Annotated in this window: 23 protein-coding genes; 17 read left to right on the top strand and 6 right to left on the bottom strand. The window is 67.3% G+C overall.

The window, feature by feature from the left end; translation table 11 throughout:
* Positions 1 to 212: 212 nt before the first annotated feature.
* Positions 213 to 2,279 (top strand): PhoX family phosphatase, encoded by a 2,067-nt coding sequence (locus FB478_RS13420; RefSeq protein WP_144600839.1) that lies wholly within the window; start codon positions 213 to 215, stop codon positions 2,277 to 2,279.
* A gap of 191 nt (positions 2,280 to 2,470) precedes the next feature.
* Positions 2,471 to 4,228: a 2-succinyl-5-enolpyruvyl-6-hydroxy-3-cyclohexene-1-carboxylic-acid synthase gene (gene menD / locus FB478_RS13415; RefSeq protein ID WP_144600910.1), complete on the top strand. Its 1,758-nt coding sequence runs from the start codon at positions 2,471 to 2,473 to the stop codon at positions 4,226 to 4,228.
* 117 nt (positions 4,229 to 4,345) lie between these two features.
* Here menD and FB478_RS13410 read toward each other — a convergent pair whose 3' ends face one another.
* The 4 genes from FB478_RS13410 to FB478_RS13395 form a co-directional block, all read right to left on the bottom strand.
* On the bottom strand, positions 4,346 to 5,122 hold the full coding sequence (locus FB478_RS13410; protein WP_144600837.1) for an amino acid ABC transporter ATP-binding protein: 777 nt from the start codon (positions 5,120 to 5,122) through the stop codon (positions 4,346 to 4,348).
* Positions 5,119 to 6,081 (bottom strand): amino acid ABC transporter permease, encoded by a 963-nt coding sequence (locus tag FB478_RS13405; protein ID WP_144600835.1) that lies wholly within the window; start codon positions 6,079 to 6,081, stop codon positions 5,119 to 5,121. Before FB478_RS13405 ends, FB478_RS13410 begins: the two co-directional genes overlap by 4 nt.
* Positions 6,082 to 6,116: 35 nt before the next feature.
* The gene (locus FB478_RS13400) at positions 6,117 to 7,070 is read right to left on the bottom strand and encodes an ABC transporter substrate-binding protein (RefSeq protein WP_018768629.1); all 954 of its coding nucleotides are present in this window, start codon (positions 7,068 to 7,070) and stop codon (positions 6,117 to 6,119) included.
* Between the two features lie 183 nt (positions 7,071 to 7,253).
* The gene (locus tag FB478_RS13395) at positions 7,254 to 8,654 is read right to left on the bottom strand and encodes an isochorismate synthase MenF (protein WP_144600833.1); all 1,401 of its coding nucleotides are present in this window, start codon (positions 8,652 to 8,654) and stop codon (positions 7,254 to 7,256) included.
* A 115-nt stretch (positions 8,655 to 8,769) separates the two neighbouring features.
* On the opposite strand from FB478_RS13395, the gene FB478_RS13390 reads away from it, so the two are divergent.
* The 4 genes from FB478_RS13390 to FB478_RS13375 all read left to right on the top strand — a co-directional run bounded on the left by FB478_RS13390 (position 8,770) and on the right by FB478_RS13375 (position 13,213).
* Positions 8,770 to 9,543, top strand: a complete 774-nt coding sequence (locus FB478_RS13390; RefSeq protein ID WP_261377409.1) for a demethylmenaquinone methyltransferase — start codon at positions 8,770 to 8,772, stop codon at positions 9,541 to 9,543.
* Between the two features lie 3 nt (positions 9,544 to 9,546).
* Positions 9,547 to 10,878, top strand: a complete 1,332-nt coding sequence (locus tag FB478_RS13385) for a geranylgeranyl reductase family protein (RefSeq protein WP_056392992.1) — start codon at positions 9,547 to 9,549, stop codon at positions 10,876 to 10,878.
* The gene (locus FB478_RS13380) at positions 10,875 to 11,975 is read left to right on the top strand and encodes a polyprenyl synthetase family protein (RefSeq protein WP_056392994.1); all 1,101 of its coding nucleotides are present in this window, start codon (positions 10,875 to 10,877) and stop codon (positions 11,973 to 11,975) included. The genes FB478_RS13385 and FB478_RS13380 overlap by 4 nt, the downstream gene beginning before the upstream one ends.
* 398 nt (positions 11,976 to 12,373) lie before the next feature.
* Complete coding sequence (locus tag FB478_RS13375; protein WP_144600829.1) at positions 12,374 to 13,213, top strand: type IV toxin-antitoxin system AbiEi family antitoxin domain-containing protein; 840 nt, start codon at positions 12,374 to 12,376, stop codon at positions 13,211 to 13,213.
* Between the two features lie 140 nt (positions 13,214 to 13,353).
* On the opposite strand, the gene FB478_RS13370 is transcribed toward FB478_RS13375, so the two are convergent.
* Positions 13,354 to 13,782: a hypothetical protein gene (locus FB478_RS13370; RefSeq protein ID WP_056392997.1), complete on the bottom strand. Its 429-nt coding sequence runs from the start codon at positions 13,780 to 13,782 to the stop codon at positions 13,354 to 13,356.
* Positions 13,783 to 13,833: 51 nt separating this feature from the next.
* Positions 13,834 to 14,487, bottom strand: coding sequence for a trimeric intracellular cation channel family protein (locus FB478_RS13365; RefSeq protein ID WP_144600827.1), 654 nt, complete (start codon positions 14,485 to 14,487; stop codon positions 13,834 to 13,836).
* Between the two features lie 60 nt (positions 14,488 to 14,547).
* On the opposite strand from FB478_RS13365, the gene FB478_RS13360 reads away from it, so the two are divergent.
* From FB478_RS13360 to cobA, 11 genes are all read left to right on the top strand, one after another.
* The gene (locus FB478_RS13360; protein ID WP_018769001.1) at positions 14,548 to 15,417 is read left to right on the top strand and encodes a sirohydrochlorin chelatase; all 870 of its coding nucleotides are present in this window, start codon (positions 14,548 to 14,550) and stop codon (positions 15,415 to 15,417) included.
* 54 nt (positions 15,418 to 15,471) lie between these two features.
* Positions 15,472 to 17,217, top strand: coding sequence for a nitrite/sulfite reductase (locus tag FB478_RS13355; RefSeq protein ID WP_056393000.1), 1,746 nt, complete (start codon positions 15,472 to 15,474; stop codon positions 17,215 to 17,217).
* Positions 17,217 to 17,945 carry a phosphoadenylyl-sulfate reductase gene (locus tag FB478_RS13350; protein WP_018769003.1) on the top strand — a complete coding sequence of 243 codons (729 nt, stop codon included), beginning with the start codon at positions 17,217 to 17,219 and terminating at the stop codon, positions 17,943 to 17,945. Before FB478_RS13355 ends, FB478_RS13350 begins: the two co-directional genes overlap by 1 nt.
* On the top strand, positions 17,942 to 18,886 hold the full coding sequence (cysD, locus tag FB478_RS13345) for a sulfate adenylyltransferase subunit CysD (protein WP_018769004.1): 945 nt from the start codon (positions 17,942 to 17,944) through the stop codon (positions 18,884 to 18,886). The genes FB478_RS13350 and cysD overlap by 4 nt, the downstream gene beginning before the upstream one ends.
* A complete protein-coding gene (locus FB478_RS13340; protein WP_056393001.1) occupies positions 18,886 to 20,292 on the top strand; it encodes a sulfate adenylyltransferase subunit 1 in 1,407 nt (468 codons plus the stop codon). Before cysD ends, FB478_RS13340 begins: the two co-directional genes overlap by 1 nt.
* A gap of 110 nt (positions 20,293 to 20,402) precedes the next feature.
* The gene (locus FB478_RS13335; RefSeq protein WP_144600825.1) at positions 20,403 to 21,569 is read left to right on the top strand and encodes an RtcB family protein; all 1,167 of its coding nucleotides are present in this window, start codon (positions 20,403 to 20,405) and stop codon (positions 21,567 to 21,569) included.
* A 130-nt stretch (positions 21,570 to 21,699) separates the two neighbouring features.
* Positions 21,700 to 22,830, top strand: coding sequence for an ABC transporter substrate-binding protein (locus FB478_RS13330; protein ID WP_018769007.1), 1,131 nt, complete (start codon positions 21,700 to 21,702; stop codon positions 22,828 to 22,830).
* A 28-nt stretch (positions 22,831 to 22,858) separates the two neighbouring features.
* Positions 22,859 to 23,584: an ABC transporter ATP-binding protein gene (locus FB478_RS13325; protein WP_056393004.1), complete on the top strand. Its 726-nt coding sequence runs from the start codon at positions 22,859 to 22,861 to the stop codon at positions 23,582 to 23,584.
* A complete protein-coding gene (locus FB478_RS13320) occupies positions 23,574 to 24,530 on the top strand; it encodes an ABC transporter permease (protein WP_018769009.1) in 957 nt (318 codons plus the stop codon). Before FB478_RS13325 ends, FB478_RS13320 begins: the two co-directional genes overlap by 11 nt.
* A gap of 322 nt (positions 24,531 to 24,852) precedes the next feature.
* Positions 24,853 to 24,990, top strand: coding sequence for a hypothetical protein (locus FB478_RS21535; protein ID WP_395858351.1), 138 nt, complete (start codon positions 24,853 to 24,855; stop codon positions 24,988 to 24,990).
* Between the two features lie 74 nt (positions 24,991 to 25,064).
* Positions 25,065 to 26,327 carry a uroporphyrinogen-III C-methyltransferase gene (gene cobA / locus FB478_RS13310; protein WP_018769011.1) on the top strand — a complete coding sequence of 421 codons (1,263 nt, stop codon included), beginning with the start codon at positions 25,065 to 25,067 and terminating at the stop codon, positions 26,325 to 26,327.
* The last annotated feature ends 61 nt before the right edge of the window (positions 26,328 to 26,388 follow it).

The raw sequence follows: 26,388 nt of genomic DNA, 5'->3' as shown, positions 1-26,388 counted from the left end.
GCACTCCAATTTTAAGTCCGCCACCGCCAGCGGGAAGCAGCCGCGGCATGTTCAGCCAACCCACGGAACGGGCGGTACCACCTGCATTGACGGATGAAACGTTCCTGCAGGTCACGGGCGGTTCACCATAACTTCATCCAATTGATGGCTTCCTGTAGGAACCGGCTGGAAGGGTGATCGGGCACCCCAGCGAGAATTCTTGGAAGGTTCCCATGTCTGAAACTGCCCGCAAGTTCACCCTGCTGCCCATGCTCGGCCATACCAAGGGCAAGCGCAGCCCCGTCACCTGCGCGCTCAAGTGCGACAACGCCTGCGCCGGCGACGTCTGCAACACCAGCTCCAACAGCTACTTCCGCGACATCGCCTCCGCCACCCTGTCCCGCCGCGCCGCCCTGGGCATGGGAGCCGCCGGTGCACTCGCCGTCGTCCTCGGTTCCGCGGTGAGCTCCGCCGAACCCGCCTCCGCTGCGGGCCTGTCCAAGGCCGCCAAGGAAGGCTTCGGCAACTCCAAGCTGCAGTTCACCGCCATCAAGCCCGTGGACAAAGCCGTCGACGCCTTCACCGTTCCGGAAGGTTTCACCTGGCAGCCGATCATCCGCTGGGGCGACCCGCTGTTCGCTGACTCGCCGGACTTCGACCTCAACAACCAGACTGCCGCAGCCCAGGCCCGCCAGTTCGGCTACAACAACGACTACACGGACATCGTGGAAATCCCGGGCAGCAAGGGCCGCCGCGCGGTACTGTTCACCAACCACGAATACACCAACGAGAACATCATGGTCCCGGCCGGCTACGACGCCGCCGAAACCCGTGCCATCGGCCGCGCAGCGCACGGCCTGGCCGTGGTGGAACTCGAGCGCAAGAACACCACCAAGCCGTGGAGCTACGTCAAGGGCGCCCCGCTGAACCGCCGCTACCTCTCCGATACCACCTACGAACTGACCGGCCCCGTCGCCGGCTCGGCGCTCGTCAAGACCGTCGCCGATCCCTCCGGCCGCGCCATCAAAGGCACGTTCGGCAACTGCTCCGGCGGCACCACCCCCTGGGGCACCATCCTCTCCGGCGAGGAAAACTTCAACGGCTACTTCGTGGCCGGCGGCACCTCCGCCAGCGACAAGCGCTACGGCCTCACCGCCAAGCCCACCGCCCGCAAGTGGGAGCTGGACGATCCCCGCTTCGACACCCGCAACGCCGGCTACGAAAACGAAACCAACCGCTTCGGCTGGATCGTGGAAGTCGACCCCTTCGACCCCACCTCAACGCCCAAGAAGCGCTCCGCGATGGGCCGCTTCAAGCACGAGGGTGCCAACGTGATCGTGGCCGAATCCGGTCACGTGGTGGCCTACATGGGCGACGACGAGAAGTTCGACTACCTCTACAAGTTCGTCTCGGCGGAGAAGTACCGTGAGGGCGACCGCAGGCACAACATGGACCTGCTGTCCGAGGGCGATCTGTACGTCGCCAAGTTCACCGGCAACTCTCCCGCTGCTGAGATCACCGGAACCGGGGCGCTTCCCGCCGACGGCGCGTTCGACGGTACCGGCGAATGGCTGCCCCTGGTGGTCGGCGGCAAGTCAGCCGTGCCCGGCATGTCCGTCGAGGAGGTCCTGGTGTACACCCGACTGGCAGCGGACAAGGTGGGACCCACCAAAATGGACCGGTGCGAGGACGTCCAGCCCAGCCTGCACACCGGCAAGGTCTACGTGGTCTGCACCAACAACTCGGACCGCGGCACCGGCACCAAGGAGGGCGCCACCGAAGTCAACCCGCGCACCCAGAACCGCGACGGGCACATCGTGGAAATCACCGAAACCGGCGACCAGACCTCCACCAAGTTCAACTGGACCCTCCTGATGGTCTGCGGCGACCCGGCGCAGGGCGATGTCACCTACTTCTCCGGCTACCCGGCGGACAAGGTCTCGCCCATCTCCTGCCCGGACAATGTGGCCTTCGACTCCGTGGGCAACCTCTGGATCTCCACCGACGGCGCGCCGTCCGGCATCGGCTACAACGACGGCCTCTTCAAGGTCACCCTGGACGGCGCCGAGCGCGGCAAGGTGGAGCAGTTCCTCTCCGTTCCCCGCGACGCCGAAACCTGCGGCCCGGTCATCCACGACGACGAGCGCATGGTGTTCGTCTCCGTGCAGCACCCGGGCGAGGAAGGCACCTTCGAGGCGCCGCACTCCTACTTCCCGGACTACGTCCCGGCAGGCACGACGCCGGCACCCGGCCAGGTGCGCGCGCCCCGTCCCGCGGTGGTCCAGGTGTTCCGCGGCTAGTCTTCCTTAAGACTGGAAACGCCCGCTCACCTTTGACGGGTTTTCTGGAAACGCCCGCTCACCTTTGACTCCTAATGGGGCCCGGAGGTGAGCGGGCGTTTGGTTTTGGGCGACCAAAGGTGAGCGGGGGTTGGGAGATTGTTTGCCATACATGAGCGGGCGTCGGTGGGTGGCAGACTGGTTGGGTGACTTTGCCGAACGAACCTGCCCCGGGGGCCGCCCCTGGATTCCCCGACCGGGATGACCCGGAAGCCCAGTTGAGCGCCCTGGCTGCGGCGCGGATCGCCGTCGACGTCCTGCTCGACGGCGGCGTGCGGCACGTGGTGGTGTCGCCTGGTTCCCGGTCGGCCCCCATGGCGTACGCCCTGGCCGAGGCCTCCGCGGCCGGCCGGGTGGACCTGCTGGTCCGGATCGACGAACGGTCCGCCGGGTTCACGGCCCTGGGCCTGGCCCTGTCCACCGGCTCGCCCGCAGCCGTGCTCACCACGTCCGGGACCGCCGTCGGAAACCTGATGCCGGCGGTGATGGAGGCCAACCATGCCGCCGTACCGCTCATCGTCCTGTCCGCGGACCGGCCGGAGGAGCTGCGCGGAACCGGCGCCAACCAGACCACCGTGCAGCCGGACCTGTTCGGTGACCAGGTCCGGTTCGCGGCCGACATACCCGCCGGAACCAGTCCGGAGCGGGCCATTCAAACCGGGCTTTCCGCGGCAACCGGCGCCTTCCCGGACCTGCCGCCAGGCCCGGTCCAGCTGAACCTCGCGTTCCGCGACCCCCTGGTCCCGTCCCCCGAAGAAGGTCTGCCGGAGGCGGTGGAACGGACGCGCTACCGGGTGGGCACCGAGCCCCTGGTCATGAACCTGCCCCCGGCAGCGGACAGCCTGCCGGAGCGGCGCACCGTGGTGCTGGCAGGGCACGACGCCGGCCCGGTGGCCGAGGCGTTCGCCCGCGCCCACAACCTGCCGCTGCTCGCCGAACCGTCCTCCAATTCCCGGTTCGGACCCAACGCCGTGGGCCCGTACCGGCTGCTGCTGGAGCATTTCGGACCCGGATCGGCGCAGCCGGTTGAGCGAGTGGTGCTGTTCGGCCGGCCCACCCTGTCCCGTCCCGTGGCCGCGCTGCTGGCCCGCGACGATGTTGAATCCGCCCTGTACCAGCCGGTTCCGGTCGCGTGGTACGAGCCGGGCCGGCGCACCGAGCTGCCGCTGGAGAACCTGGCCGACCTCGCCGATTTCGCCGGCCGGGGCACCTCCGCCTGGCTGGACACCTGGCTGCTCGCCGGCTCTGCTGCCCAGCATGCCCTGGACCAGGTGGTCTCCGCAGAGGCCGCCGCCACCGGCCCCTCCGTTGCCTCACAGGTCTGGAAGCATGCACGCGGCCAGCTGCTGCTGGGGTCCTCCAATGGCATCCGGGATGTGGACCTGGCCGGCGTGCCCGCCACTGATCCGTCCGCCACCGTCTACGCAAACCGGGGCCTTGCCGGGATCGACGGCACCATTTCCACAGCAACCGGCATTGCCCTGGGCGGCCGGCAGGAGACCACCGCCCTCATGGGCGACGTGACCTTCCTCCATGACGCCGGCGGACTCCTCCTCGGCGCGGGGGAGGAGCAGCCGGACCTGCGGATCGTGGTCCTCAATGACTCCGGTGGCGCCATCTTCGGGCTGCTGGAGCACGGGGGAGTCCAGGAAGGCGGCCGCTACGGGGATGTCGTCGAGCGCCTCTTCGGTACCCCGCACTCAGTGGACATCGCGGCACTCGCCGCAGCGTACGGCGTCGCACATTCACTGGTAAGTACGACGGCGGGACTCGCCGAAGCGCTGGCCCGGCCTGTGCAGGGGCGCAGCATCGTGGAGGTCCGGACGGACCGCCGGCAGCTGCGGCAGCTCCACGCCCGCATCAAGGAAGCGGTGGCCGCGGCAGTTGAGGGCGTGCTGGCCGGCCGGTAAGCGCCTGGGGGCGTGCGCACGTCCTCGACGCGCATATTCCCTCTGGAAGCACAAATTCCCTGGCGCTACCGAGATAACGGCAGCGCCAGGGAATTTGGGCTTCGAAAGCGGACCAAGCTAAAGCACTCGGCTGAGGAACTCCTTGGTGCGCGCATGCTGCGGGTTGGCGATGATCTCGCGGGGATCGCCCGACTCCACCACCACGCCGCCGTCCATGAACGTCAGCGTGTCACCCACCTCGCGGGCGAAGCCGATCTCGTGGGTGACCACGATCATGGTCATGCCGGACTTGGCCAGGTCCTTCATCACGTTCAGGACGTCGCCCACCAGCTCCGGATCCAGGGCCGAGGTGGGCTCATCAAAGAGCATGAGCTCCGGCTCCATGGCCAGGGCCCGGGCGATGGCGACGCGCTGCTGCTGGCCGCCGGAGAGCTGGGAGGGGTAGTGGCCGGCGCGGTCGCCCAGCCCCACCCGGTCCAGCAGCTCAAGGGCACGCTTCTGCGCTACAGCCTTCGACTGGCCCTTCACATGCACCGGTGCTTCCATGACGTTCTGGAGCGCGGTCTTGTGCGGGAACAGGTTGAACCGCTGGAACACCATGCCGATTTCCCGGCGCTGGGCGGCGATTTCCTTGGTCTTGAGGTCGTGGAGCCGGCCGTTGACCTCGCGGTAGCCGATCAACTGACCGCCCACGGAAATCCGCCCGGCACTGATAGTTTCCAGGAGGTTCACGCAGCGCAGCATGGTGGACTTGCCCGAACCCGAGGGCCCGATCACCACTGACACTTCGCCCTGGTTGACGGTCATGTCGATGCCCCGGAGCACATGGTGGTGCCCGTAGTACTTGTGCAGGCCTTCGATCTTGACCAGCGGCTTTTCGGCTGTGATCGTCATCGTGCACTCTCCTCGGGGAAGTCCGTCTTCATTGAGTGGTGCGCGTCAGCACCCGCACCGGAGGCTTTGGCAGCAGCCGGGTTGACGCCGGCTGCCGGGGCCTGGTTGTCCACGCCCCTGCCGTAGTAGGCCTCAAGGTAGTGCTGGCCGACCATCAGGATGCTGGTGACCAGGAGGTACCAGAAGGCGGCAACGATCAGCAGCGGGATCGGCAGGTAGATGCGGTTGGCGAGGGCGTTGGTGGCGAAGGTCAGGTCCAGGGTGAACGGGACGGCGAGGACCAGCGAGGTGGTCTTCAGCATGCCGATCGTTTCGTTGCCTGTGGGCGGCACGATGATCCGCATGGCCTGCGGCAGGATGATCCGCCACATGATCTTGCCCTTGGACATGCCGAGCGCCTCCGCGGCTTCCTGCTGGCCCCTGTCCACGGACTTGAGGCCGGCCCGGAAGATTTCCGCCAGGTAGGCCGACTCGTTCAGGCCGAGGCCGAGGATCGCGGGGATCAGGCCTTTGCTGGGATCGGAGAGCGCATAGCTGAACAGTTCAGGACCAAACGGGATCCCCAGCGTGAAGGCCGGGTAGAGAACCGTAACAAGGCCCCAGAACACCAACTGCGTGTAGACCGGTGTTCCGCGGAAGAACCACACCCAGACCCAGCTGGACCAGCGGAACACGGGGTTGTCGGACTGCCGCATGACTGCCAGCAGGATGGCCAGGACAATCGCCAGAACCATCGACGCCACGGTCAGCAGCAGGGTCCAGCCCACGCCCTGGACAACCTTCACGTCCAGGATGTAGGTGCCCACAATGTCCCAACGGAAGTTGGGGTTGGTGAACAGGCTCTGAAGAAGGCCTGCGACCAGGAGGAGGATGATGGCGGCGCTGATCCACCGGCCGGGGTGGCGCACCGGCACTGACTTGTTCAGTACCGGCGCATCCCGGTGTTGAGGGTGTTCCATATGCACGCCTGACTTGTCGTCGGTAACGCGAAAACTCAAGACTTGACCGCCGGGTTGACCTCGGACTTGGTGATGGCGCCCTCAGAGTTGCCCCAGCCCTCAAGGATCTTCTTGTAGGAGCCGTCTTCCATCAGCTTGGTGACGGTCTTCTGGATGACCTCTGCCCAGGCGGTGTCAGCCTTGGCCACAGCAATGCCCTGGGGAGCGGAATCGTAGACGTCGCCCAGCTTCTCCAGCTGGCCGTTGGTCTGGGTCAGCGCGTAGCCGATGATGGGGGAGTCGGCGGTCATGGCGTCGATGCTGCCGTTTACCAGGCGGGTGGTGACATCCGTCTGGTTCTTCAGGGTGACGATGTCAATGGGCTTCTTGCCGTCTGCGACGCACTTCTTGTTGCGGTCGGAAAGATCGGGGTCTTCCTGGACGGTGCCGGTCTGCACACCGATGGACTTGCCGCAGACATCATCCAGGGAGAACTTCTTGGGGTTGCCCTTCTGCACGGCCCAGGCGGTGCCGGCGTTGAAGTAGCTGACCATGTTCACGGCGCCCAGTCGCTCCGGGTTGATGGTGAACGAGGAGATGCCCAGATCGTACTTGGGGCCGAGGGCCGGAAGGATGCCGGTGAATTCGGCAGTCTGGACCTGGACCTTGAGGCCCAGCGTGGCGCCGATGGCCTTGGCGATGTCCACGTCGTAGCCCACGGGAGTCTGGCCGTCCGGACCCAGGAATTCGGCCGGTGCGTAGCTGGTGTCGGAGCCTACCGTGATGGTGCCCTTGGACTTAATGGTGTCCGGGACCATGGCAGCGAGGGCGTCGTCCTTCTTAACCGTGGACGGATCAAAGCTCGCGCTGGCCTTGCCTGAGGACGTGGCCGCGCCGGAGGGACCCGTTTCCGAGGCGTTCGTGCATGCTGAGAGGGCCAGGGCGCTGATGGCGATCATGGTGGCAGCGGTCAGCTTGGAAGTGCCCAGGAGGGTACGGGGAGTCTGCATTTCTTACCTTTTGTTGCAGGGGCTATGAGGTACTAACGCGGCTTATAGTGTAACGCTCAACAAGAGAGGTACGTCACACGCAACTAAGTTTCACTATTGGATAACTGTAGCGGGGGCAAAAGCAAGCCTTTAGGAGCGGGAAGAGTCTGTAATCCCAGACCTCGTACCCAATCCGGGGGAAAATCAGCTCTTGATGCCCAGCGATTCCAGCATGGGCCGGAACTTGGCCCACGTTTCGGCCAGCTCGGCTTTGGGCTGCGAGCCGTCAACGATGCCGCAGCCGGCATATAGCCTCACGGTGTCGGTCGACTCGATGACCGCACCGCGCAGGGCGATGCCCCATTCGCCGTTCCCGGCAGCGTCCAGCCAGCCCACCGGACCGGCGTAGGGGCCGCGGTCAAGATGTTCCAGCTTCCGGATCAGTTCGCCCGCCACCAGCGTGGGAGTTCCGCAGACAGCTGCCGTGGGGTGCAGGGCGTTGATCAGGGCCAGGCAGGTGGGCACGTGGCCCTCCACCTCGGTGAGTTCCGCCTTGACGTCCGAGGCCAGGTGCCACACGTTGGGCAGCTCCAGGATGAAGGGCTCATCGTGCGCGTTCATGGCTTCCGAGAACGGCGCCAGCTGCTTGGTCAGGGACTGGATGGCAATCTCGTGCTCGTGCCGCTGCTTCTCGGAACCGGCCAGCACGCGGGTTGCATAATCCATGGGCGGGCCGTCCTCGCCGTGCGCGTCGCGGCGGTCCAGGGTGCCGGCCAGCACGCGGGCCTGCGCTGTGCGGCCCTCCACCTGGATCAGCATCTCGGGCGTTGCGCCGACAAGCCCGTCCACGCCGTAGGTCCAGCATTCGCGGTACCTTGCGGCCAGTTCACGCAGCACGTCCGCAGCATGTACGCCGGAAGGAATAGTAGCCACCACGTCCCGCGCCAGCACCAGTTTCTCCAGTGCACCCGTGCGGATCTCGGCAACACCGGCGGCCACGGCCTCCATCCAGGCTTCCTCGCTGAGGGAACCGGTGTGCAGCGTTGCGCCGGCCGCCAGGGGGAGGGGGCGTACGACGGCGCCGCGGGCTTTGCCGGGCACGCCGCCCAGGGAAGCGTCCCCGGCGGAGTCCGCTGCCGCCGTCGTGCCTTCAACGTCCGGGTCTTCGGCGGGAGCACCGCTGAGCCAGCGGTCCAGTGCGGCGAGGGCTGACTCTTCGGTGAGCTGGCCGTCGTCGAACGTCAATTGCGTGAGCCATGCCTGGTTGTCCCGGACGCCCACCACGATCTCGGGCACGATCAGCCGCGACTCGTGGGCGGAAGTCTTGGAAAAGGCAAAGGAGCCGAAGGCGACGGGGCCAGTGCCGGGCAGCTCCACGGAGTCCGCGACCTCAGCCTCGAGGACCAGGTGCCGCCACCAGATGTCCGCCTCCAGGAACCGGTCCGGCCCGGTGGCAGTGAAGCGGGCAATCTCGCCAAACCCGGCCAGCCCGGCTTCCCTGCGGGTCCAGCACAGGACATCGTCCCTGACCAGAAACGAAGGCAGCCCCCCGGGGAACGCTTTGCCATCCAGGGGGACTGTCAAGGTGCGGAACGTGCTCGTCATGATGAGACAACACTACTCCCGCGTACACGGTGGCCTCCCCGGCACCCTGATGCAGGCTTGAGTGGGCAAAAAAGGGCTGGTCAGCACGCCCGGGAACATTTGAGACAATGTCATGGTGAACCGAGCATCCTTGGATAAGCGTCCGGACGAAGTAGCCACGATGTTTGACGACGTCGCACCGAAATACGACGTCGTCAACGATGTCCTCTCCATGGGGCAGACCCGCCGCTGGCGGAAGATCGTGGTGGAGGCGATGGAAGTCTCCAAGGGCCAGCGCGTCCTGGACCTCGCGGCCGGAACGGGGACCTCCAGCGAGCCATATGCCGACGCCGGCATAGACGTGGTGGCCTGCGACTTCTCCCTGGGCATGCTCAAGGTGGGAAAGCGCCGCCGCCCGGACATCAACTTCATTGCCGGTGACGCCACCAACCTGCCGTTCGCTGACAACACGTTCGATGCCACCACCATCTCCTTCGGCCTCCGCAACGTGAACGAGCCCAAGAAGGCGCTGCTGGAGATGCTGCGCGTCACCAAGCCGGGCGGCCGGCTGGTCATCGCCGAGTTCTCCCAGCCCGTGGTCCCGCTGTGGCGCACCATGTACACCGAATACCTGATGCGGGCCCTGCCGGCCATCGCGGTCAAGGTCGCCTCCAACCCCGACGCCTACGTCTACCTGGCCGAGTCCATCCGTGCCTGGCCGGACCAGGACCACTTGGCCGCCTGGCTGCAGGAGGCCGGCTGGGAGAATGTCACCTACCGCAACCTGACCGGCGGCATCGTGGCAGTCCACCGCGCCTTCAAGCCCGCCTCGCCGTCCAACGGCGGCGCGGCCGCCATCGCCGCCCACAAGGGCCCGGTGGCCAAGCTGCGCCGCAACATCGTCCGCTGACCTGTGAAGGTACTGATTGTCGGCGCCGGCCCTGCCGGATCCACCGCCGCGTACTACCTCGCCAAGGCCGGCCTCGATGTCACGGTCCTGGAGAAAACCAGCTTCCCGCGCGAGAAAGTCTGCGGCGACGGGCTCACGCCCCGGGCCGTCCGCGAGATCCAGAAGCTCGGCCTGCCGCACCCTGAGAACGACGGCTGGCGGCGGAACAAGGGCCTGCGCCTGATCGCCGGCGGCCGCACCATCGAACTGCCCTGGCCCGAGGTGTCCGACTTCCCGCAGTACGGCCTGATCCGCACCCGGCTTGGCTTTGACGAGGAACTGGCCCGGCACGCCCAGGCCGCGGGTGCCACCATTCTCGAGCGGCACAGCGTCACCGATGCCCTCCGGGACGACGACGGCCGGGTCACCGGGGTCCGCGCAGCGCTCCTTGACGAGTCCGGACGCAAGACGGGACAGACGCACGACTTCAGTGCCGACGTCGTCCTGGCCGCCGACGGCAACTCCACCCGCACCGCTGTCTCACTCGGCATCCAGAAGCGCGACGACCGGCCGCTCGGCGTCGCCGTCCGCACCTACTTCACCTCGCCGCGGACCGACGACGACTGGATGGAAGGCTGGCTGGAACTTCCCGGCCGTGACGGCAAGCTGCTGCCCGGCTACGGCTGGGTGTTCGGCGTGGGCGACGGCACCTCCAACGTGGGCCTGGGCATCCTGAACTCCTCCAAGGAATTCGGCAAGCTCGACTACAAGCAGGTCCTGCGTGAATGGACCGCCGGCATGCCCGCCGACTGGGGCTTCACACCGGAAAACCAGGTGGGGGAGATCCGCGGCGCCGCGCTGCCCATGGGCTTCAACCGCACCCCGCACTACTCGCCGGGACTCCTGCTGCTGGGCGACGCCGGCGGCATGGTGTCCCCGTTCAACGGTGAGGGCATCTCCTACGCGATGGAGTCGGCGCGTTTTGCCGCGGAGTTCATCATCGACGCCTCCTCGCGCTCCATGGCAGCAGGCGGAACGTACGACGCCGACGCGCACCTTTCGCGGTACGCGGACTACGTGCGGGACGAGTGGGGCTCGCACTTTACCCTCGGCCGGGCCTTCGCCGCGCTGATCGGCAAGCCGGCCGTCATGAAACTCGCGCTGCGGACAGGCATGCCAATCCCAGTTCTCATGCGGTTCGTGGTCAGGCTCCTTGCCAACCTCACGGACCCCACCGCCAAAGGCTTCGAGGACCGGGTGATCCGCGTCCTGGAATCGCTGGTTCCGGCCACGTCCAATACCCCGTCAGCTCCGAATCAGCGGTATCCGCAACAAAAAGTTAGGGTTAACCCGTGACCAAATCCGCAGACCACAGCTGGACGCACGCCGGGCACGGCCTGCCGGACTCCGAACCCAGCCTCAACACCACCGCCATTGCCACGGGCCTCCAGCTGCCGGCAGGCTTCGCGGCCATCGCGGGGGACGCCGAGCTGGGGCCGGCCATCACCAACAACCTGGCCAAGGTGGAGAAGAAACTCCGGGAAGCCATCGCCAATTCGGATCCGCTGGCTGACGCAACGTCGCGCCACCTGGTGGAAGCCGGCGGCAAGCGCATCCGGCCGCTGCTGACCCTGCTCTGCGCCCACCTCGGGGACGCATCCTTGCCCGCAGTGGTGCAGGCCGCCGTCGTGGTGGAACTGACGCACCTGGCAACCCTGTACCACGACGACGTTATGGACTCCGCGCCGTTCCGCCGCGGCGCCCCTACGGCCCACGAAGTATGGGGCAACTCCGTGGCCGTCCTGACCGGGGACCTGATCTTTGCCCGGGCCTCCATCCTGGTGTCCGAACTCGGCGGGCGTGCGCTGGGCATCCAGGCCCGCACGTTTGAGCGGCTGTGCCTGGGCCAGCTGCACGAAACGGTGGGGCCCCGCCCTGACGAGGATCCGGTGGAGCACTACCTCTCCGTGATCGCGGACAAGACCGGCTCGCTGGTGGCAGCTTCCGGCCAGTTCGGTGCCATCTTCTCCGGCGCCGACGAGGCCTTTGAGGACATCCTGGTGGAGTACGGCGAGAAGGTGGGCGTCGCGTTCCAGCTGGCCGACGACGTCATCGATGTAACCGGCGTGAAGGTGAAGTCCGGCAAGTCGCCCGGAACGGACCTGCGTGAAGGCGTTCCCACCCTGCCCGTCCTGCTCCTGCGCAAGGCTGCCGCTGACGGTGACCAGTCCGCCGTCGACCTTTTGACGCTGATTGACGGCGACCTGTCCTCTGATGATGCACTGGCTGCCGCCGTGGCCGGGCTGCGCGAGCACCCTGTCACTGCTCAGTCCTGGGTGGTGGCACGCCGCTGGGCCGACGAAGCCATCGCTGCCCTGGCCCCGCTGCCCGAGGGCGTGGTCAAGGAGTCGCTGTCCAACTTCGCGCTGGCCGTGGTGGACCGCGCCAGCTGATCCTTGGTTTCTAGGAGCCCGGTTCCCCTGGTTTATCCAGTTGGTGCCGGGCTTCTTCTTGTGCCCCCGCTTAACGGGACAGCCCCGGTCCTCAACAACCGAAGCTGCTGTGAACCGGGGCCATCTCTCCGTTCGCATCAGACCCGCCGGAGGCGTTTAGCGGATCCGTGAATAGCTTATGACAGCTTTGTCATAATGCGCAAGTCCCTTGTTACTGCCGGTGTCAAAGATTTTTCAGGGCTGCCTTTGCGGCCGTCGTGGGGCACATTGAGGGCCGCCCCTGCATACAGGGCTGAACCCGCGGCGGGTCCGTGTCGAAGTGCCCCACGACTGCAGGTTCTCCACATGGCGCGGCCCGGAACTGTCGCTTGCGGCAAGGTGCAGGGGACTGTGGAGCCATGGATATTGAGGCTTTTCTCCGTCGCCGGGGAGGGGTGGCCCGGACTGCAGCACTGCACCGGGCGGGGTTCCCCAGAACGCGGGTGGACAAGTTCCTGGCAGCAGGCCTCATCGTGAGGGTCCGGCGGGGTGTTTATGGCCTGCCGGTGGAAGGCGGCGTGCTCGGTTTGGCGCTGCAGCACAATGCGCTCGTGACCTGCCTTTCCGCTGCCCCCGTTTATCAGCTGTGGACCCTGGAGAAGGCGGGTGTGGTCCATCTGAGCCCTGGGCACAGGAAGGCAGTGCCGGGCACCCTCACCCACGGCCGGATCCGCCACCCTGTCCATCCCTGGCTGCCGGTGGCAGGCCTGGCCGACGTCCTCATCCATGCCCTGCACTGCCTGCCGGAACTGGAGGCGCTGGTAATGGTCCAGTGCGCCGCGCAACGCGGAGATGTGACGGTGGACTTCCTGCGGCGCAAGCTTCCCGGGAACCGTAACGCCCGTGCCCGGTCAGTCCTGGATCACGTAATTCCGCGGGCGGACTCGCTCCTGGAAGTCTTGGCCAACTACCACTTCCACAGGGCCGGCCTCCATGTCCGCCGGCACGTGGAGCTCCCGGGCGTGGGGGAAGTGGACTTCCTGATTGAGGATTGCCTGGTGGTGGAAACCGACGGCGCCAGCCACCTGGAGGCAAAGCAGGTTAAGAAGGACAGGGCACGCAACAATGCCACAGTGGTTGGCGGGCGTCTCTGCCTGAGGTTCGGCTATGCGGATGTGGTCCACCATCCCGGGGTGATGGTGGACCAGGTCCTGGCGGTGCTGGAACAGAGCCGGCGGGGATCATTCAGTGCGCGGTGAGTTCCCGCGGTCGCGGGGCACTTTGGCCGCGACAGTTGGCAAAACAGGCTGGCATCACGGCGTGTCCGTGTCAAAGTGCCCCAGGACCGCAGCAGTGCCCCAGGACCGCAGCAAGGCAGCCCAGCCGAAGCGGGGAGTCCCTACTCTTCCTCTTCGTCCTCGAACGCCCACTCGAACATGTCGAAGACGAATTCGGAGAAGGTGCCTTCCTCGGACTTCCACTGGCCGCGGGCATTGTTGCGGCGGTACACGATGGGATCGGGGACGCTGAGGTCTCCTACGCGGAAGCCCCAGGTGAACTGTTCCTCTTCGTCCTCGAGGAACATGAGGAAGCCCTCGTCGTCGACCTCGAGCTCTTCGGGGTCCCAGAAGTAGTGGTAGGCCTCCATGAGGTCCTCGCAGCCGCCAAGGGCCAGGTAGAACTCGCGCAAAACCAAGGGGATCTGGAACTGGTGCCCGGCGAGGGCCTTATCCAGTTCCTCCGGGGTCAGGCCGTCCTCTTCCTGCCATTCATCCTCGAGATACTTCGGAACAAGCGCACGGAACTTCTCGAGGAACATGTCAGTCATGCTCATATCCTAGCCAATGCGGAGCACCCCAAAATGACACCGGGGCAGCACTCACAGCCCTGGACCGGTGCCGCGCCGGTGCCACCCGCGGACTGCGAGGGGGGCCTGCCAGGAACGCCGCCACGCCAGGACCCGGAACGTGAAAACCACTGCCGCGATGGCGGCCGCCGTGAGGACGTTGAACACGCCGAAGACCCAGAGCACGGCAGTCATGGCAGCCCCTACAAAAGCCGGCAGCGCGTAGATGTCCTTGGGGTTGAACAGTTCGGGAACCTCATTGGCGGTGATGTCCCGCAGCAGCCCTCCGCCCACCGCCGTCGTCACCCCCAGCAGCACGGACGCCACCGGGTTAAGGCCCGTTGCCAGCGCCTTGAGCGTGCCGGTCATGCAGAACAGGGCCAGGCCCGCGGCGTCGAAAAGGATCAGCAGGGACGTGTAGCGCTGCACGCTGGAGAACAGGAAGAAGACCAGCACCGTGGCCAGCAGCGGCGGGGCCAGGTACGCCGGATTGGTGAAGGCCGCCGGAACAATGGCCAGGATGATGTCCCGGATGACGCCTCCGCCGAGCCCCACCAGGGAAGCGAGCAGCAGCGATCCCACAATGTCGATCTGCTTCCGCGCCGCCAGCAGCGAGCCCGAGACGGCAAAGAAAAACACGCCCAGCAGATCCAGCCACACCGGGGAGTTGTCAAAGGCGAATGTCATGGGGCGTCCCGGTATTTCAAAGAGGGCGGACAGGGCGGCTCCAACGTTACGCTAGCCCCTATGAACAGCCCCATCATGATCGCCTGTGCCCATGGGACGTCCAACACACAGGGGGCCGCGGAGGTCAACGCCCTGCGCGCCGCCATTGCTGAACTGCGGCCAGGCCTCGACGTCCGGGAAGCCTATGTGGACGTCCAGCAGCCGGACCTGGTGGATGTGGTGGCGGGCCTGCCGGAGGGGGAGGCCGCCGTGGTGGTTCCCTTGCTGCTCAGCGTTGGCTACCACGTGAAGGTGGACATCGCGCGGGCCGTGAAGAGCCGTCCGGGCAGTGCGGCCGCCGCACCGCTGGGCCCCGACCCGCGGCTCGCCAGACTGCTGGACCAGCGGCTGCGCGAAGCCGGGACCACGGACAACGACGTCATCGTCCTTGCCGCCGCCGGCTCGTCCAACCCCAACGCCGCCGTCAGCGTGGAGGAGCTGCTGCGCCAGCTCCAGGAGCTCCGGTCCAACCGGATCGTGGCCGCCTACGGTGCCTCGGCCAAGCCCTCAGTGCCCGACGCCGTCGCGATGCTTCGGGAGGAACTTGAAGGAGGTGCCGGGGCGGGGGAGTCCGCCGGGGCCGTCGACGTCGGCGGAAGGGTGGTGATTGCCTCCTACCTCCTGGCGCCGGGCTTCTTCCACGACCAGCTGGCCAAGGCAGGAGCCGACGTCGTGACCGAACCCCTGCTGCCGTCCCCGGTGCTCGCCGAGATCGCGCTGGACAGGTACGACGCCGCCGTCGCAACGATGAACGGGACCCCTGCGGAAGCACCGGCAGCGGCACCCCTGGAAGCCGCCGCACCGGCCCCGGCCGCACCCGCCGCGGATGCACAGGAGGGTGGCATCTTCAAGGCCCTCCGGCGTTTCGTGACGAAATATTTCCCTAGGTGACTTAGCGTTTCCGGCCCTTTGTGACGCAATTCGGGCGGGACCTACAGTCGATGCATGACTGATACAGCTCTAGCCGGAGCGTCCGCGGACTCCGCTGCCACCAAGCGCCCCGCCCGCCCGTCCCGTCCTGCTGCGAAGCCGCACGGGCAGTGGAAGGTGGACGGCAAGACGCCCCTGAATGCCAACGAAACCTGGAAACAGGAAGACGACGGCCTGAACGTGCGCGAGCGTATCGAGACCATCTACGCCAAAGAGGGCTTCGACGCGATCCCCGGCCAGGACCTGCACGGCCGGTTCCGCTGGTGGGGCCTGTACACCCAGCGCAAGCCCGGGATCGACGGCGGCAAGACCGCAACGCTTGAGCCGCACGAGCTCGAGGACAAGTACTTCATGCTGCGCGTGCGGATCGACGGCGGCGCCCTGACCACCGAGCAGCTGCGCGTCATCGGCCAGATCTCCGTGGACTTCGCCCGCGACTCCGCCGACCTCACCGACCGCCAGAACATCCAGCTGCACTGGATCCGCGTGGAGGACATCCCCGAGATCTGGAACCGCCTGGAAGGCGTGGGCCTGTCCACCACCGAGGCCTGCGGGGACGTTCCCCGCGTCATCCTGGGCTCGCCCGTGGCGGGCATCGCCAAGGACGAGATCATCGACCCCACCCCGCTCATCGAGGAGCTGGGGGAGCGGTTCATCGGCAACCCGCTGCTGTCCAACCTCCCGCGCAAGTACAAGACCGCCATCACCGGCCACCCCAGCCAGGACGTGGTGCACGAGATCAACGACTGCGCCCTGGTTGGTGTGAAGCACCCCGAATTCGGCGCCGGCTACGACCTGTGGGTGGGTGGCGCGCTGTCCACCAACCCGATGCTCGGCAAGCGCCTGGGCGCGTTCGTGAAGCCGGAGCAGGCCGCGGACGTGTGGCTGGGCGTCACCAGCATCTTCCGTGACTACGGCTACCGCCGCATGCGCACCAAGGCCCGCCTGAAGTTCCTGCTGGCTGACTGGGGTCCGGAGAAGTTCCGCCAGATCCTCGAGGACGAATACCTGGGCTACAAGCTGGCCGACGGTCCCGCCGCGCCCAAGCCCACCGCACCGGGCGACCACATCGGCGTGCACGAGCAGAAGGACGGCAAGTTCTTCATCGGCGCCACCCCGCTGGCCGGCCGGCTGTCCGGTGCCCAGCTGGTCAAGCTCGCGGACACCCTTGAGGCCCGCGGCTCCCGGCGCCTGCGCACCACCCCGCACCAGAAGCTGGTGGTCCTGGACGTCGAGAAGGAACAGGTTGAGCCCCTGGTGGCTGAACTGGACGCCCTGGGCCTGTCCGCCCGTCCGTCCGTGTTCCGCCGCGGCACCATCGCCTGCACCGGCATCGAGTACTGCAAGCTGGCCATTGTGGAGACCAAGCACACCGCCGCCACGGCCGTGGCCGAGCTGGAGCGCCGCCTGGCCGACCTCGCCGGCTCGGGCCAGCTGCCGCAGGCGTTGTCGCTGCACATCAACGGCTGCCCCAACTCCTGCGCCCGCATCCAGACGGCGGACATCGGCCTGAAGGGCATGATGCTGCCAACGCCCGACGGCGACCCCTCCCCGGGTTTCCAGGTCCACCTGGGCGGCGGGCTGGCTTCCAACGACCGCGAGGAAGCAGGGCTGGGACGCACCGTCCGCGGCCTGAAGGTGTACGTGGACGACCTGCCCGACTACGTGGAGCGGGTGGTCCGCCGGTTCGTGGCCGACCGTGCCGAAGGCCAGACCTTCGCCGAATGGGCCCACGCAGCAGACGAGGAGGCATTGCAGTAATGGCAAAACACCTGGCACCCGCACCCGCCAAGCGTCCCGTCGAGGAGCTCAAGGCGCTGGCTGAAGCCGGCGCGGCCGAACTCGGCTGGGACGCCCCTGCCCGCGATGTCATCGCCTGGGTGGAGCGCAACTTCGAACTGCCCGCCGTCGCCGTCGCCTGCTCCATGGCCGACGCCGTCCTGCCCGCCCTGGTGGCGGACCAGATGCCCGGCGTCGACGTCCTCTTCCTGGAAACCGGCTACCACTTCCCGGAAACCTACGCCACGCGTGACGAGGTGGCCGCGAACCTCCGCGTCAACGTGGTGGACGTGCTCCCCGAAAACACTGTGGAGCAGCAGGACCGGCTCCTGGGCAAGGACCTCTTTGCCCGCGACGCCGCCCAGTGCTGCGCCCTCCGGAAGGTGGCCCCGCTGCAGCGCACCCTGGCCGGCTACGAGCTCTGGTTCACCGGCGTCCGCCGCGACGAAGCCCCCACCCGGACCAACACGCCGCTGATCGGCTGGGATGAGAAGAACGGCCTGGTCAAGGTCAACCCCATGGCCGCCTGGACATTCGACCAGCTGGTCCAGTACTCCGACGACAACCTCCTGCCCGTCAACCCGCTCCTTTCCCAGGGCTACCCCTCCATCGGCTGCCAGCCCTGCACCCGCAAGGTGGCACCCGGCGAGGACCCCCGCGCCGGCCGCTGGGCAGGAACCGACAAGACAGAATGCGGACTACACGTATGAGCACTTCACTTACCGAGGAGACCCAGGTGACTGACGCCGCCGTATCCACGCGCCTGTCCAGCCTGGACACCCTGGAGTCCGAGGCCATCCACATCATCCGCGAGGTTGTTGCCGAGTTCGAGAAGCCTGCGCTGCTGTTCTCCGGCGGCAAGGACTCCGTGGTGATGCTGCACCTGGCCACCAAGGCGTTCTGGCCCGGCAAGGTGCCGTTCCCCGTGCTGCACGTGGACACCGGCCACAACTTCCCCGAGGTCATCGACTTCCGCGACCGCACCGTTGAGCGGCTGGGCCTGAAGCTGGTGGTGGGCTCCGTCCAGGAGTTCATCGACCGCGGCGAGCTGGCCGAGCGCGCCGACGGCACCCGCAACCCGCTCCAGACCGTCCCCCTGCTGGACGCCATCCAGCAGAACAAGTTCGACGCCGTCTTCGGTGGCGGCCGCCGCGACGAGGACAAGGCCCGCGCCAAGGAGCGCATCCTCAGCCTCCGCGACGAGTTCGGCCAGTGGGACCCGCGCAACCAGCGCCCCGAGTTGTGGAACCTCTACAACGGCCGCCACACCGTGGGCCAGCACGTCCGGGCCTTCCCCATCAGCAACTGGACCGAGCTGGACATCTGGCGCTACATCGAGCGCGAGAACATCGAGCTGCCGGGCCTCTACTACGCCCACGAGCGTGAGGTCTTCGCCCGCGACGGCATGTGGCGCGCGGTGGGCGAAGTGTCCCAGCCCCGCGACGGCGAGGAAGTCATCACCAAGACCGTCCGCTACCGCACAGTGGGGGACATGTCCTGCACCGGCGCTGTGGAATCCAACGCCTACACCGTGTCCGATGTCGTGGTGGAAGTCGCCGCCTCCACCCTGACCGAACGTGGCGCCACCCGCGCAGATGACCGCATCTCCGAGGCCGCCATGGAAGACCGCAAGAAGGACGGGTACTTCTAATGACCACCGAAGCAGTTCTCCCGGCAGACCTGGAAACGGCCCTGCCCACCACGCTCTTCCGCTTCGCCACGGCAGGATCGGTCGACGACGGCAAGTCCACTCTGGTGGGCCGCCTCCTTCACGATTCCAAGGCCATCCTGGCTGACCAGCTCGACGCCGTCGCCCGCACCTCGGCCGACCGCGGCTTCGGCGGCGACAAGGGCGGCATCGACCTGGCCCTGCTGACCGATGGCCTGCGCGCCGAGCGCGAACAGGGCATCACCATCGACGTGGCCTACCGCTACTTCGCCACCGACCAGCGCAGCTTCATCCTGGCCGACTGCCCCGGGCACGTGCAGTACACCAAGAACACGGTGACCGGCGCGTCCACTGCGGATGCCGTCGTCGTGCTCATTGACGCCCGCAAGGGTGTGCTGGAGCAGACCCGCCGGCACCTGTCCGTGCTGCAGCTGCTGCGCGTGGCGCACGTGATCGTGGCCGTGAACAAGATCGACCTGGTGGACTTCAGCGAGTCCGTGTTCCGCGGGATCGAAGCCGACGTGCAGCAGGTGGGCCGCGAACTGGGCCTGGGCGCCGACGGCATCAGCGACCTCCTGGTCATCCCGGTCTCCGCTCTCGACGGCGACAACGTGGTGGAGCGCTCCGAGCGCACCCCCTGGTACACCGGCCCCGCACTGCTGGAGGTCCTGGAGACCCTGCCAGCCGCCGATGAACTGGAGAGCCACCTGGAAAGCTTCCGCTTCCCGGTGCAGCTGGTCATCCGGCCGCAGGGCGCCTTGGCCCCCGACGCCGTCGCCGCCGGCCTGGATGTGGAGGCGTTCCGCGACTACCGCGCCTACGCCGGCCAGATCACCGAAGGCTCCGTAAAGGTGGGGGACCAGGTGTCCGTGCTGACACCGGGCCAGGCACCGCGGACCACCACCGTGGTGGGCATCGACTTTGCCGGGGCTTCCCTGCAGGAAGCCGCCGCCCCGCAGTCGGTGGCCATCCGGCTGGCGGACGAGTTCGACGTCGCACGCGGTGACACCATCGCGGCCGCCGGCACCGTCCGCGAGGCTTCCGCCGACCTGTACGCCGCCCTGTGCTGGCTGTCCCCGAAGCCGCTCCGCGAAGGCCAGAAGGTGCTGGTCAAGCACGGCACCCGGACGGTGCAGGCGATGGTCCGCAGCGTCTCAGGCAAGCTGGACCTGGCCACCTTCAAGCTTGAAGGCGCCTCCAGCCTGGAACTGAACGACATCGGGCACGCGCAGCTCCGGCTCGCCGCCCCGCTGCCGCTGGAGAACTACCTGCACCACCGCCGCACCGGCGCATTCCTGGTGATCGACCCGCTGGACGGCAACACGCTGGCCGCCGGCCTGGTCAAGGACCACCCGGGCGACCACGAGGACGAGCGCTACAGCATCTAGGTACTCCTTTCGAAACCGCGGCTTGTTCGCAGATCCGGACCGTGAAGGTTCTGACGCGCGAACAAGCCGCGGTTTTGCCGTCTCGTAAGGTTGTCAGAGGAGGCGAAAGCATGGAGACCATCAGCCCGAAGCTCCTCAACTGGGCGTCCATCCTGGATGACAAGACCCGCGAGCAGGCAGTGATGACCGCGGCCCTGCCGTTCATCTACCCGCACCTGGCGCTGATGCCGGATGCGCACCTGGGCATGGGCGCCACCGTGGGCTCCGTCATCCCCACGCTGCGCGCCATCATTCCGGCCGCGGTTGGCGTGGACATCGGCTGCGGCATGATCGCGGTCCGCACCCAGTACTCCGTGAAGGACCTGCCCAAGGACCGCAAGCGCCTCCGGGAGGACATTGAGCGGGTCATCCCCTTATCGGCAGGGCATAACAACAGGCAGGTCCTTCCCACGGCGCAGCCGCGGATCGCGGAGCTGAAGCAGCGGGCCGCGAAGGCCGGTTTCAACCCTGCCCAGTACGTTCCCAAGTGGGAGCTGCAGCTGGGGTCCCTGGGCTCGGGGAACCACTTCATCGAGGTGTCCGCAGATGAGGACGACGGCGTGTGGCTCTTCCTGCATTCGGGCTCGCGGGGCATCGGCAACAGGATCGCCCAGCACCACATCGGCGTCGCCCGGCATATCAGCCGCAAGAACCAGATATACCTGCCGCACCCGGACCTCGCGTACCTGGACGAGGGAACCCCGCAGTTCGAGCGGTACATCGCCGAACTGCGCTGGGCCCAGCACTTCGCCCTGCTGAACCGGGAGGAGATGATGGACCGCGTAAGAACCCAGTTCAGCCACTGGGTGGGCGGGCCGGTCCGGGAACGCGAGCGGATCAACTGCCACCACAACTTTACCGAGCTGGAGACGCATTACGGCAAGTCCGTGTGGGTGTCCCGCAAGGGCGCCATCAAAGCCGCCCCCGGAGATCCCGGACTTATCCCCGGGTCCATGGGGACGGCGTCGTATGTTGTGGTGGGCCGTGGCAACCCGGCGTCGCTGAACTCCTCACCGCACGGGGCGGGGCGTGAGTACTCCCGGAACGCTGCCCGGAAGGCCTTCACGCTGGAGGAGCTGAAGCGGGCCATGCGGGGCATCGAGTTCCGCGCCTCGGAGGCCTTCATTGACGAAATCCCGGCCGCGTACAAGCCGATCGACCAGGTCATGCAGGATGCCGCGGACCTGGTCACGGTGCGGCACAAGCTGCGGCAGCTGGTCAACGTCAAAGGCAACTGAATCTGCGAAACAGGGCAGGAGTGCGGCCAAATGTGACGCTAGATGAACGTGCGTGACCCCCCGTTTCCGCGTCGTTGAACGGGTTTGGGCCACTCCCTATGGTGAAACAATGACTAGTTCCAAGCCCGGGATGACCCGCATCGTGGCAGGCGAAAGCGCGGTTCCCACGCGCAGGCGCGCCGTCGAGGCTGCCTTGGCCATCGGGCTGGTCCTGCTGATCGCCGTCGGCGCCATCGTGGCCTCGAACATTTCCCGCAACAGCGAGGCGCAGGCCGCCGAGCCCACCCCGGCCGCGGAACTGAAGCTGGGCTACTTCGGCAACGTCACCCACGCCGCGGCCCTGGTGGGCATCAAAAAGGGGTTCCTCGCGCACGCCCTGGGCAGCACCAGGCTCAGCACCGAAACCTTCAACGCCGGCCCGGCAGCCATCGAGGCCCTGAATGCCGGTGCCATCGACGCCGCCTACATCGGCCCCAATCCGGCCATCAACTCGTTCGCCAAGAGCCAGGGCCAGTCCGTGCGGGTGATTGCGGGCGCCGCGGCGGGCGGTGCACAGCTGGTGGTCAGGCCCGGGATCAACTCCGCCGCCGACCTCAAGGGCAAGACGCTCGCGTCCCCGCAGCTCGGCGGCACGCAGGACGTGGCCCTCCGGGCCTGGCTCAGCAAGCAGGGCTACAAGACCAACGTGGACGGCAGCGGCGATGTCGCCATCAACCCCACAGACAACGCCCAGTCCCTCAAGCTGTTCCAGGACGGAAAGCTCGACGGCGCGTGGCTGCCTGAGCCGTGGGCCTCACGATTGGTGCTCCAGGCCGGCGCCCAGGTGCTGGTGGACGAAAAGGACCTGTGGGACGGAACCGGCACCGGCAAGCCGGGCGAGTTCCCCACCACCATCCTGATCGTGAACCAGAAGTTCGCCGCGGACCACCCGGACACGGTCAAGGCGCTGCTGAAGGGGAACGCGGAATCGGTAGCGTGGCTCAATTCGGCGCCGGCCGGCCAGAAGGCGGAGCTCATCAACTCCGCCCTGCAGGAAACCGCCGGGGCAGCACTGCCGGGAGATGTCCTTACCAGGTCGCTGGCCAACATCACCTTCACCCTGGACCCCCTGGCCGGCAGCTACTCCAAGCTCCTCCAGGACGGCGTGGAGGCCGGCACCACCAAGAAGGCCGACATCAACGGCCTCTTCGACCTCCGTGCCCTCAACCAGGTCACCGGCGGTACCGACAAGATTTCTGCGGCCGGACTCGGCCAGGACTGACCCACCCCCACTACCTAAGGACGGCACCATGCCAGTCGTACTGGAACACCTGGGCAAGCGCTTCGGCGACGGCGCCCCGGTACTGGACGACGTCAACGCCAACATCAAGCAGGGCGAGTTCGTTGCCCTCCTCGGTGCCTCCGGCTGCGGCAAATCCACCCTCCTGAACATCATCGCGGGACTCGAAGCGCCGACGTCGGGCGCCCTGGAAGTACCCAGCGACGGCGCCGCCTTCATGTTCCAGGACGCCGCCCTCTTCCCGTGGCTCACCGCCCGGGAAAACATCGAGCTGGCCCTCAAGCTCCGCGGGGTGGGCAAGGCCGAGCGCAAGGCCAAGGCCCAGGAGCTCCTGGAACTGGTGCACCTGGGGACGGCGGGGGACAAGCGCCCGCACGAGCTCTCCGGCGGCATGCGGCAGCGCGTCTCGCTGGCACGTTCGCTGGCCCAGGACCGGCAGCTCCTGCTCATGGACGAGCCGTTCGCCGCGCTGGACGCAATCACCCGCGACCTGCTGCACGACGAGCTGGAACGCATCTGGAAGGAAACCGGGCGCACCATCGTCTTCGTCACCCACAACGTCCGCGAGGCCGTCCGGCTGGGCCAGCGCGTCCTGCTGCTGTCCTCGCGCCCCGGCCGCGTGGTCCAGGAATGGGCCGTCACCGAGGAACACCGAACCGACGCCGGGCTCGCCGGCCAGCTGACCGGGGTCATCACCGCCCGGCTGCGGGAGGAGATTCGCCGCCATGCCAAGTAAGTCCCTGTCCGGCTCCGCGCCGGTGGTTGAGCCCGACGAAACCAAAACCCGCGAGCCAGTCCATGCCGCCCTGACCCGGACGTCCACCGGCAACGAGGACCTCCGGGAGCTGGAATCCGGCCTTGACTCGCTGCAGTCCGACGCCGACCGCAAACACCGGATCGACTGGAGCCGCATCCTCCTGCCCGTAGCCGCGCTGCTGGTGCTGGTGCTGGTCTGGCAGTTCTACGTGTCCCTGGGCGTCAAACGGCGCGACCTGGTTCCCGGGCCGCTGGACGTCCTTGGCCAGCTGGGCGTTCTCTGGGGCGACGGCAAGTTCCAGGAATCAGTCTGGACGTCGCTGCAGCGCGGCGTGGTGGGCTTCCTGATTTCGGTGGCCATCGCCACGCCGGTCGGCTTGCTCCTGGCCCAGGTGGCACCGCTGCGGCGCGCGTTTGGACCGCTCATTTCGGGACTGCAGGTCCTGCCCTCCGTGGCGTGGGTCCCCGCGGCCATCATCTGGTTCGGCCTTACTGACGCCACCGTGTACTTCGTGGTGTTCATGGGCGCCATCCCGTCCATCATCAACGGGCTCATCTCCGGCGTGGACCAGATCCCGCCGCAGTACCGCCGGGTGGGCACGGTGCTTGGCGCGTCCCGGCTGCAGATGGCCCTGCAGATTGTCCTCCCGGCCGCGCTGCCGGGCTACCTGGGCGGCCTCAAACAGGGCTGGGCCTTCTCCTGGCGCTCCCTCATGGCCGCGGAGATCATCGCTGTGGGCGGCACCATCGGCTTCGGCCTGGGGTCGCTGCTGGACCAGGGCCGGACCCTGTCCGATATGGGCGTGGTCATGGCCGCCATCCTGCTGATCCTCGCAGTCGGCATCCTGATTGAGCTTCTGGTGTTCGGCCCCATCGAGAAGCGCCTCCTGCGCCGCCGCGGCCTCCTGGCCGGCAGCACCCGCTAAGTCAGCCCGCACCCAGGCACCCTGAGAGCCCGACGGCGAGTCCCGCCGTCGGGCTCTCTGCTGTCCTGTGCCCTGACTGTCCTGTGCCCTGACCTGACGGAACCGGGGCACTTTGACACGGACACGCCGGGTTTCAGGGCCGGTTCGACGCCGGAACGCGCCAAAGTGCCCCGGGACCGCCGGCGCCCACCAGGACGGGCCGTGGGAGGGGTGACAACCGGGCTTACCATCCCCGCGCAGTTTTACCGACGAACAGGTCAAGGGCCCCTTCAAGGCCTTCCGGCACGTCCACGAATTCGCGCCTACTGCCACGGGAAGCCTGATGGTTGACCGGGTGGAGTTCACCGCCCCGCTGGGGGTCCTGGGCCGCGCCGTCGAGCGCCTGTTCCTGACCCGGTACCTGGAGCGCCTCATCGTCCGCAGGGGCAGGTTCCTCGCCGCTGCGGCTAAACGTTTGTGACGCAGCATTACCTTACGTGAACTGGTGTTGCTCGGCCTTTGTGGGCGAATGTGACGCGGACCTACCGTTGATTCATGGCAATTCAGGACATTTACCCCACGGCGCTGCGGCTGCTCGGCCGCCCGGTGCTGGTGGTGGGCGGCGGCCCCGTTGCCGCCCGCCGCGCCAAGGGGCTGCTCGACGCAGGGGCCGTGGTCACCGTCGTGGCTCCGGTTGCCTCGCCCGCGCTGCTGGAGATGGCCGGCGCCGGCCTGCTCACCTGGGAAGCGCGGCCCTACCTTTCCAGCGACGTCGACGGCGTGTGGTTCGTCCAGACCGCCACCGGCGATTCCGCCGTGGACGCCCAGGTGTCGGCCGACGCCGAGGCACAGCGCGTTTGGTGCGTCAACGCCTCCAACCATGAAGCTTCCGCCGCCTGGACTCCCGCCGTTGCGGAGGTGGACGACGTCAAGATCGCCATCAACGCCGGCGGCGACCCGCGGCGGGCCATGGCCGTGCGCGATGCCGTGGCCACCGCCCTCGAAACCGGCGACCTGCCGCTGCGCCGCCGCCGCGCACACCAGGGATCCGTCGCGCTGGTTGGCGGCGGTCCCGGCGATACGGGCCTCATCACGGTCCGCGGCCGCCGTCTCCTGGGCCAGGCCGACGTCGTGGTCGCCGACCGTCTGGGCCCCCGCGGACTGCTCAACGAACTCGCCCCGGACGTCCGGATCATCGAAGTCGGCAAGACCCCCGGCCACCACCCCGTTCCGCAGGCTGGGATCAACCGGATCCTCGTCGAGGAAGCCCTCAAGGGACACCGCGTTGTCCGGCTCAAGGGCGGGGACCCCTACGTGCTGGGCCGCGGCGGCGAGGAAGCCGAATACTGCCGCCAGCACGGCGTCGAGGTTGAAGTGGTCTCCGGCGTCACCTCGGCAATCTCCGTTCCCGCAGCAGCCGGCATTCCCGTCACCCACCGCGGCCTGGCCAAGGGCTTCAGCGTGGTCACCGGCCACGAGGAACTCTCCGAGGTACCCGCCCGTCCGGACCACACGATCGTCCTGCTCATGGGCGTCGGCCAGCTGCGCGAATCCGCGTCCGCGCTGGGCGAAGCCGGCCTGCCGCAGGACACCCCGGTTGGTATCGTGGAAAACGGCTATTTGCCGGACCAGCGCGTCACCATTGGCACGCTCGGTTCCATCGCCGACCAGGCCCAGGCGGCCGGCGTCGCAAATCCTGCCGTGATTGTCATCGGTGACGTGGTGCGCGTGAGCCCCTTCGCGCCGTCGCACTTCAAAACCGCTGACTACAGCACCACCACCCCGAACAGCCCCCGCAAGACCGTCCTCACCACCTAGCCCCACCCAACTGACTGGCAGTTGTTGTCGTTCTGAGCCGTCAAAACGACAACAAATGCGA

Source organism: Arthrobacter sp. AG367 (assembly GCF_007828995.1).
In the GTDB taxonomy this organism is placed as follows: domain Bacteria; phylum Actinomycetota; class Actinomycetes; order Actinomycetales; family Micrococcaceae; genus Arthrobacter.
Note: the sequence above shows the minus strand (reverse complement) of the source record. Positions and strands in the feature narration are given on the sequence as shown.

Bases quoted from the DNA above. Each gene is read 5' to 3' on its own strand.
- FB478_RS13420 (WP_144600839.1), top strand. From the start codon at position 213: ATGTCTGAAACTGCCCGCAAGTTCACCCTGCTGCCCATGCTCGGCCAT.
- FB478_RS13410 (WP_144600837.1), bottom strand. From the start codon at position 5,122: ATGACGATCACAGCCGAAAAGCCGCTGGTCAAGATCGAAGGCCTGCAC.
- FB478_RS13405 (WP_144600835.1), bottom strand. From the start codon at position 6,081: ATGGAACACCCTCAACACCGGGATGCGCCGGTACTGAACAAGTCAGTG.
- FB478_RS13400 (WP_018768629.1), bottom strand. From the start codon at position 7,070: ATGCAGACTCCCCGTACCCTCCTGGGCACTTCCAAGCTGACCGCTGCC.
- FB478_RS13395 (WP_144600833.1), bottom strand. From the start codon at position 8,654: ATGACGAGCACGTTCCGCACCTTGACAGTCCCCCTGGATGGCAAAGCG.
- FB478_RS13375 (WP_144600829.1), top strand. From the start codon at position 12,374: ATGGATATTGAGGCTTTTCTCCGTCGCCGGGGAGGGGTGGCCCGGACT.
- FB478_RS13370 (WP_056392997.1), bottom strand. From the start codon at position 13,782: ATGACTGACATGTTCCTCGAGAAGTTCCGTGCGCTTGTTCCGAAGTAT.
- FB478_RS13365 (WP_144600827.1), bottom strand. From the start codon at position 14,487: ATGACATTCGCCTTTGACAACTCCCCGGTGTGGCTGGATCTGCTGGGC.
- FB478_RS13360 (WP_018769001.1), top strand. From the start codon at position 14,548: ATGAACAGCCCCATCATGATCGCCTGTGCCCATGGGACGTCCAACACA.
- FB478_RS13355 (WP_056393000.1), top strand. From the start codon at position 15,472: ATGACTGATACAGCTCTAGCCGGAGCGTCCGCGGACTCCGCTGCCACC.
- FB478_RS13350 (WP_018769003.1), top strand. From the start codon at position 17,217: ATGGCAAAACACCTGGCACCCGCACCCGCCAAGCGTCCCGTCGAGGAG.
- cysD (WP_018769004.1), top strand. From the start codon at position 17,942: ATGAGCACTTCACTTACCGAGGAGACCCAGGTGACTGACGCCGCCGTA.
- FB478_RS13340 (WP_056393001.1), top strand. From the start codon at position 18,886: ATGACCACCGAAGCAGTTCTCCCGGCAGACCTGGAAACGGCCCTGCCC.
- FB478_RS13335 (WP_144600825.1), top strand. From the start codon at position 20,403: ATGGAGACCATCAGCCCGAAGCTCCTCAACTGGGCGTCCATCCTGGAT.
- FB478_RS13330 (WP_018769007.1), top strand. From the start codon at position 21,700: ATGACCCGCATCGTGGCAGGCGAAAGCGCGGTTCCCACGCGCAGGCGC.
- FB478_RS13325 (WP_056393004.1), top strand. From the start codon at position 22,859: ATGCCAGTCGTACTGGAACACCTGGGCAAGCGCTTCGGCGACGGCGCC.
- FB478_RS13320 (WP_018769009.1), top strand. From the start codon at position 23,574: ATGCCAAGTAAGTCCCTGTCCGGCTCCGCGCCGGTGGTTGAGCCCGAC.
- FB478_RS21535 (WP_395858351.1), top strand. From the start codon at position 24,853: ATGGTTGACCGGGTGGAGTTCACCGCCCCGCTGGGGGTCCTGGGCCGC.
- cobA (WP_018769011.1), top strand. From the start codon at position 25,065: ATGGCAATTCAGGACATTTACCCCACGGCGCTGCGGCTGCTCGGCCGC.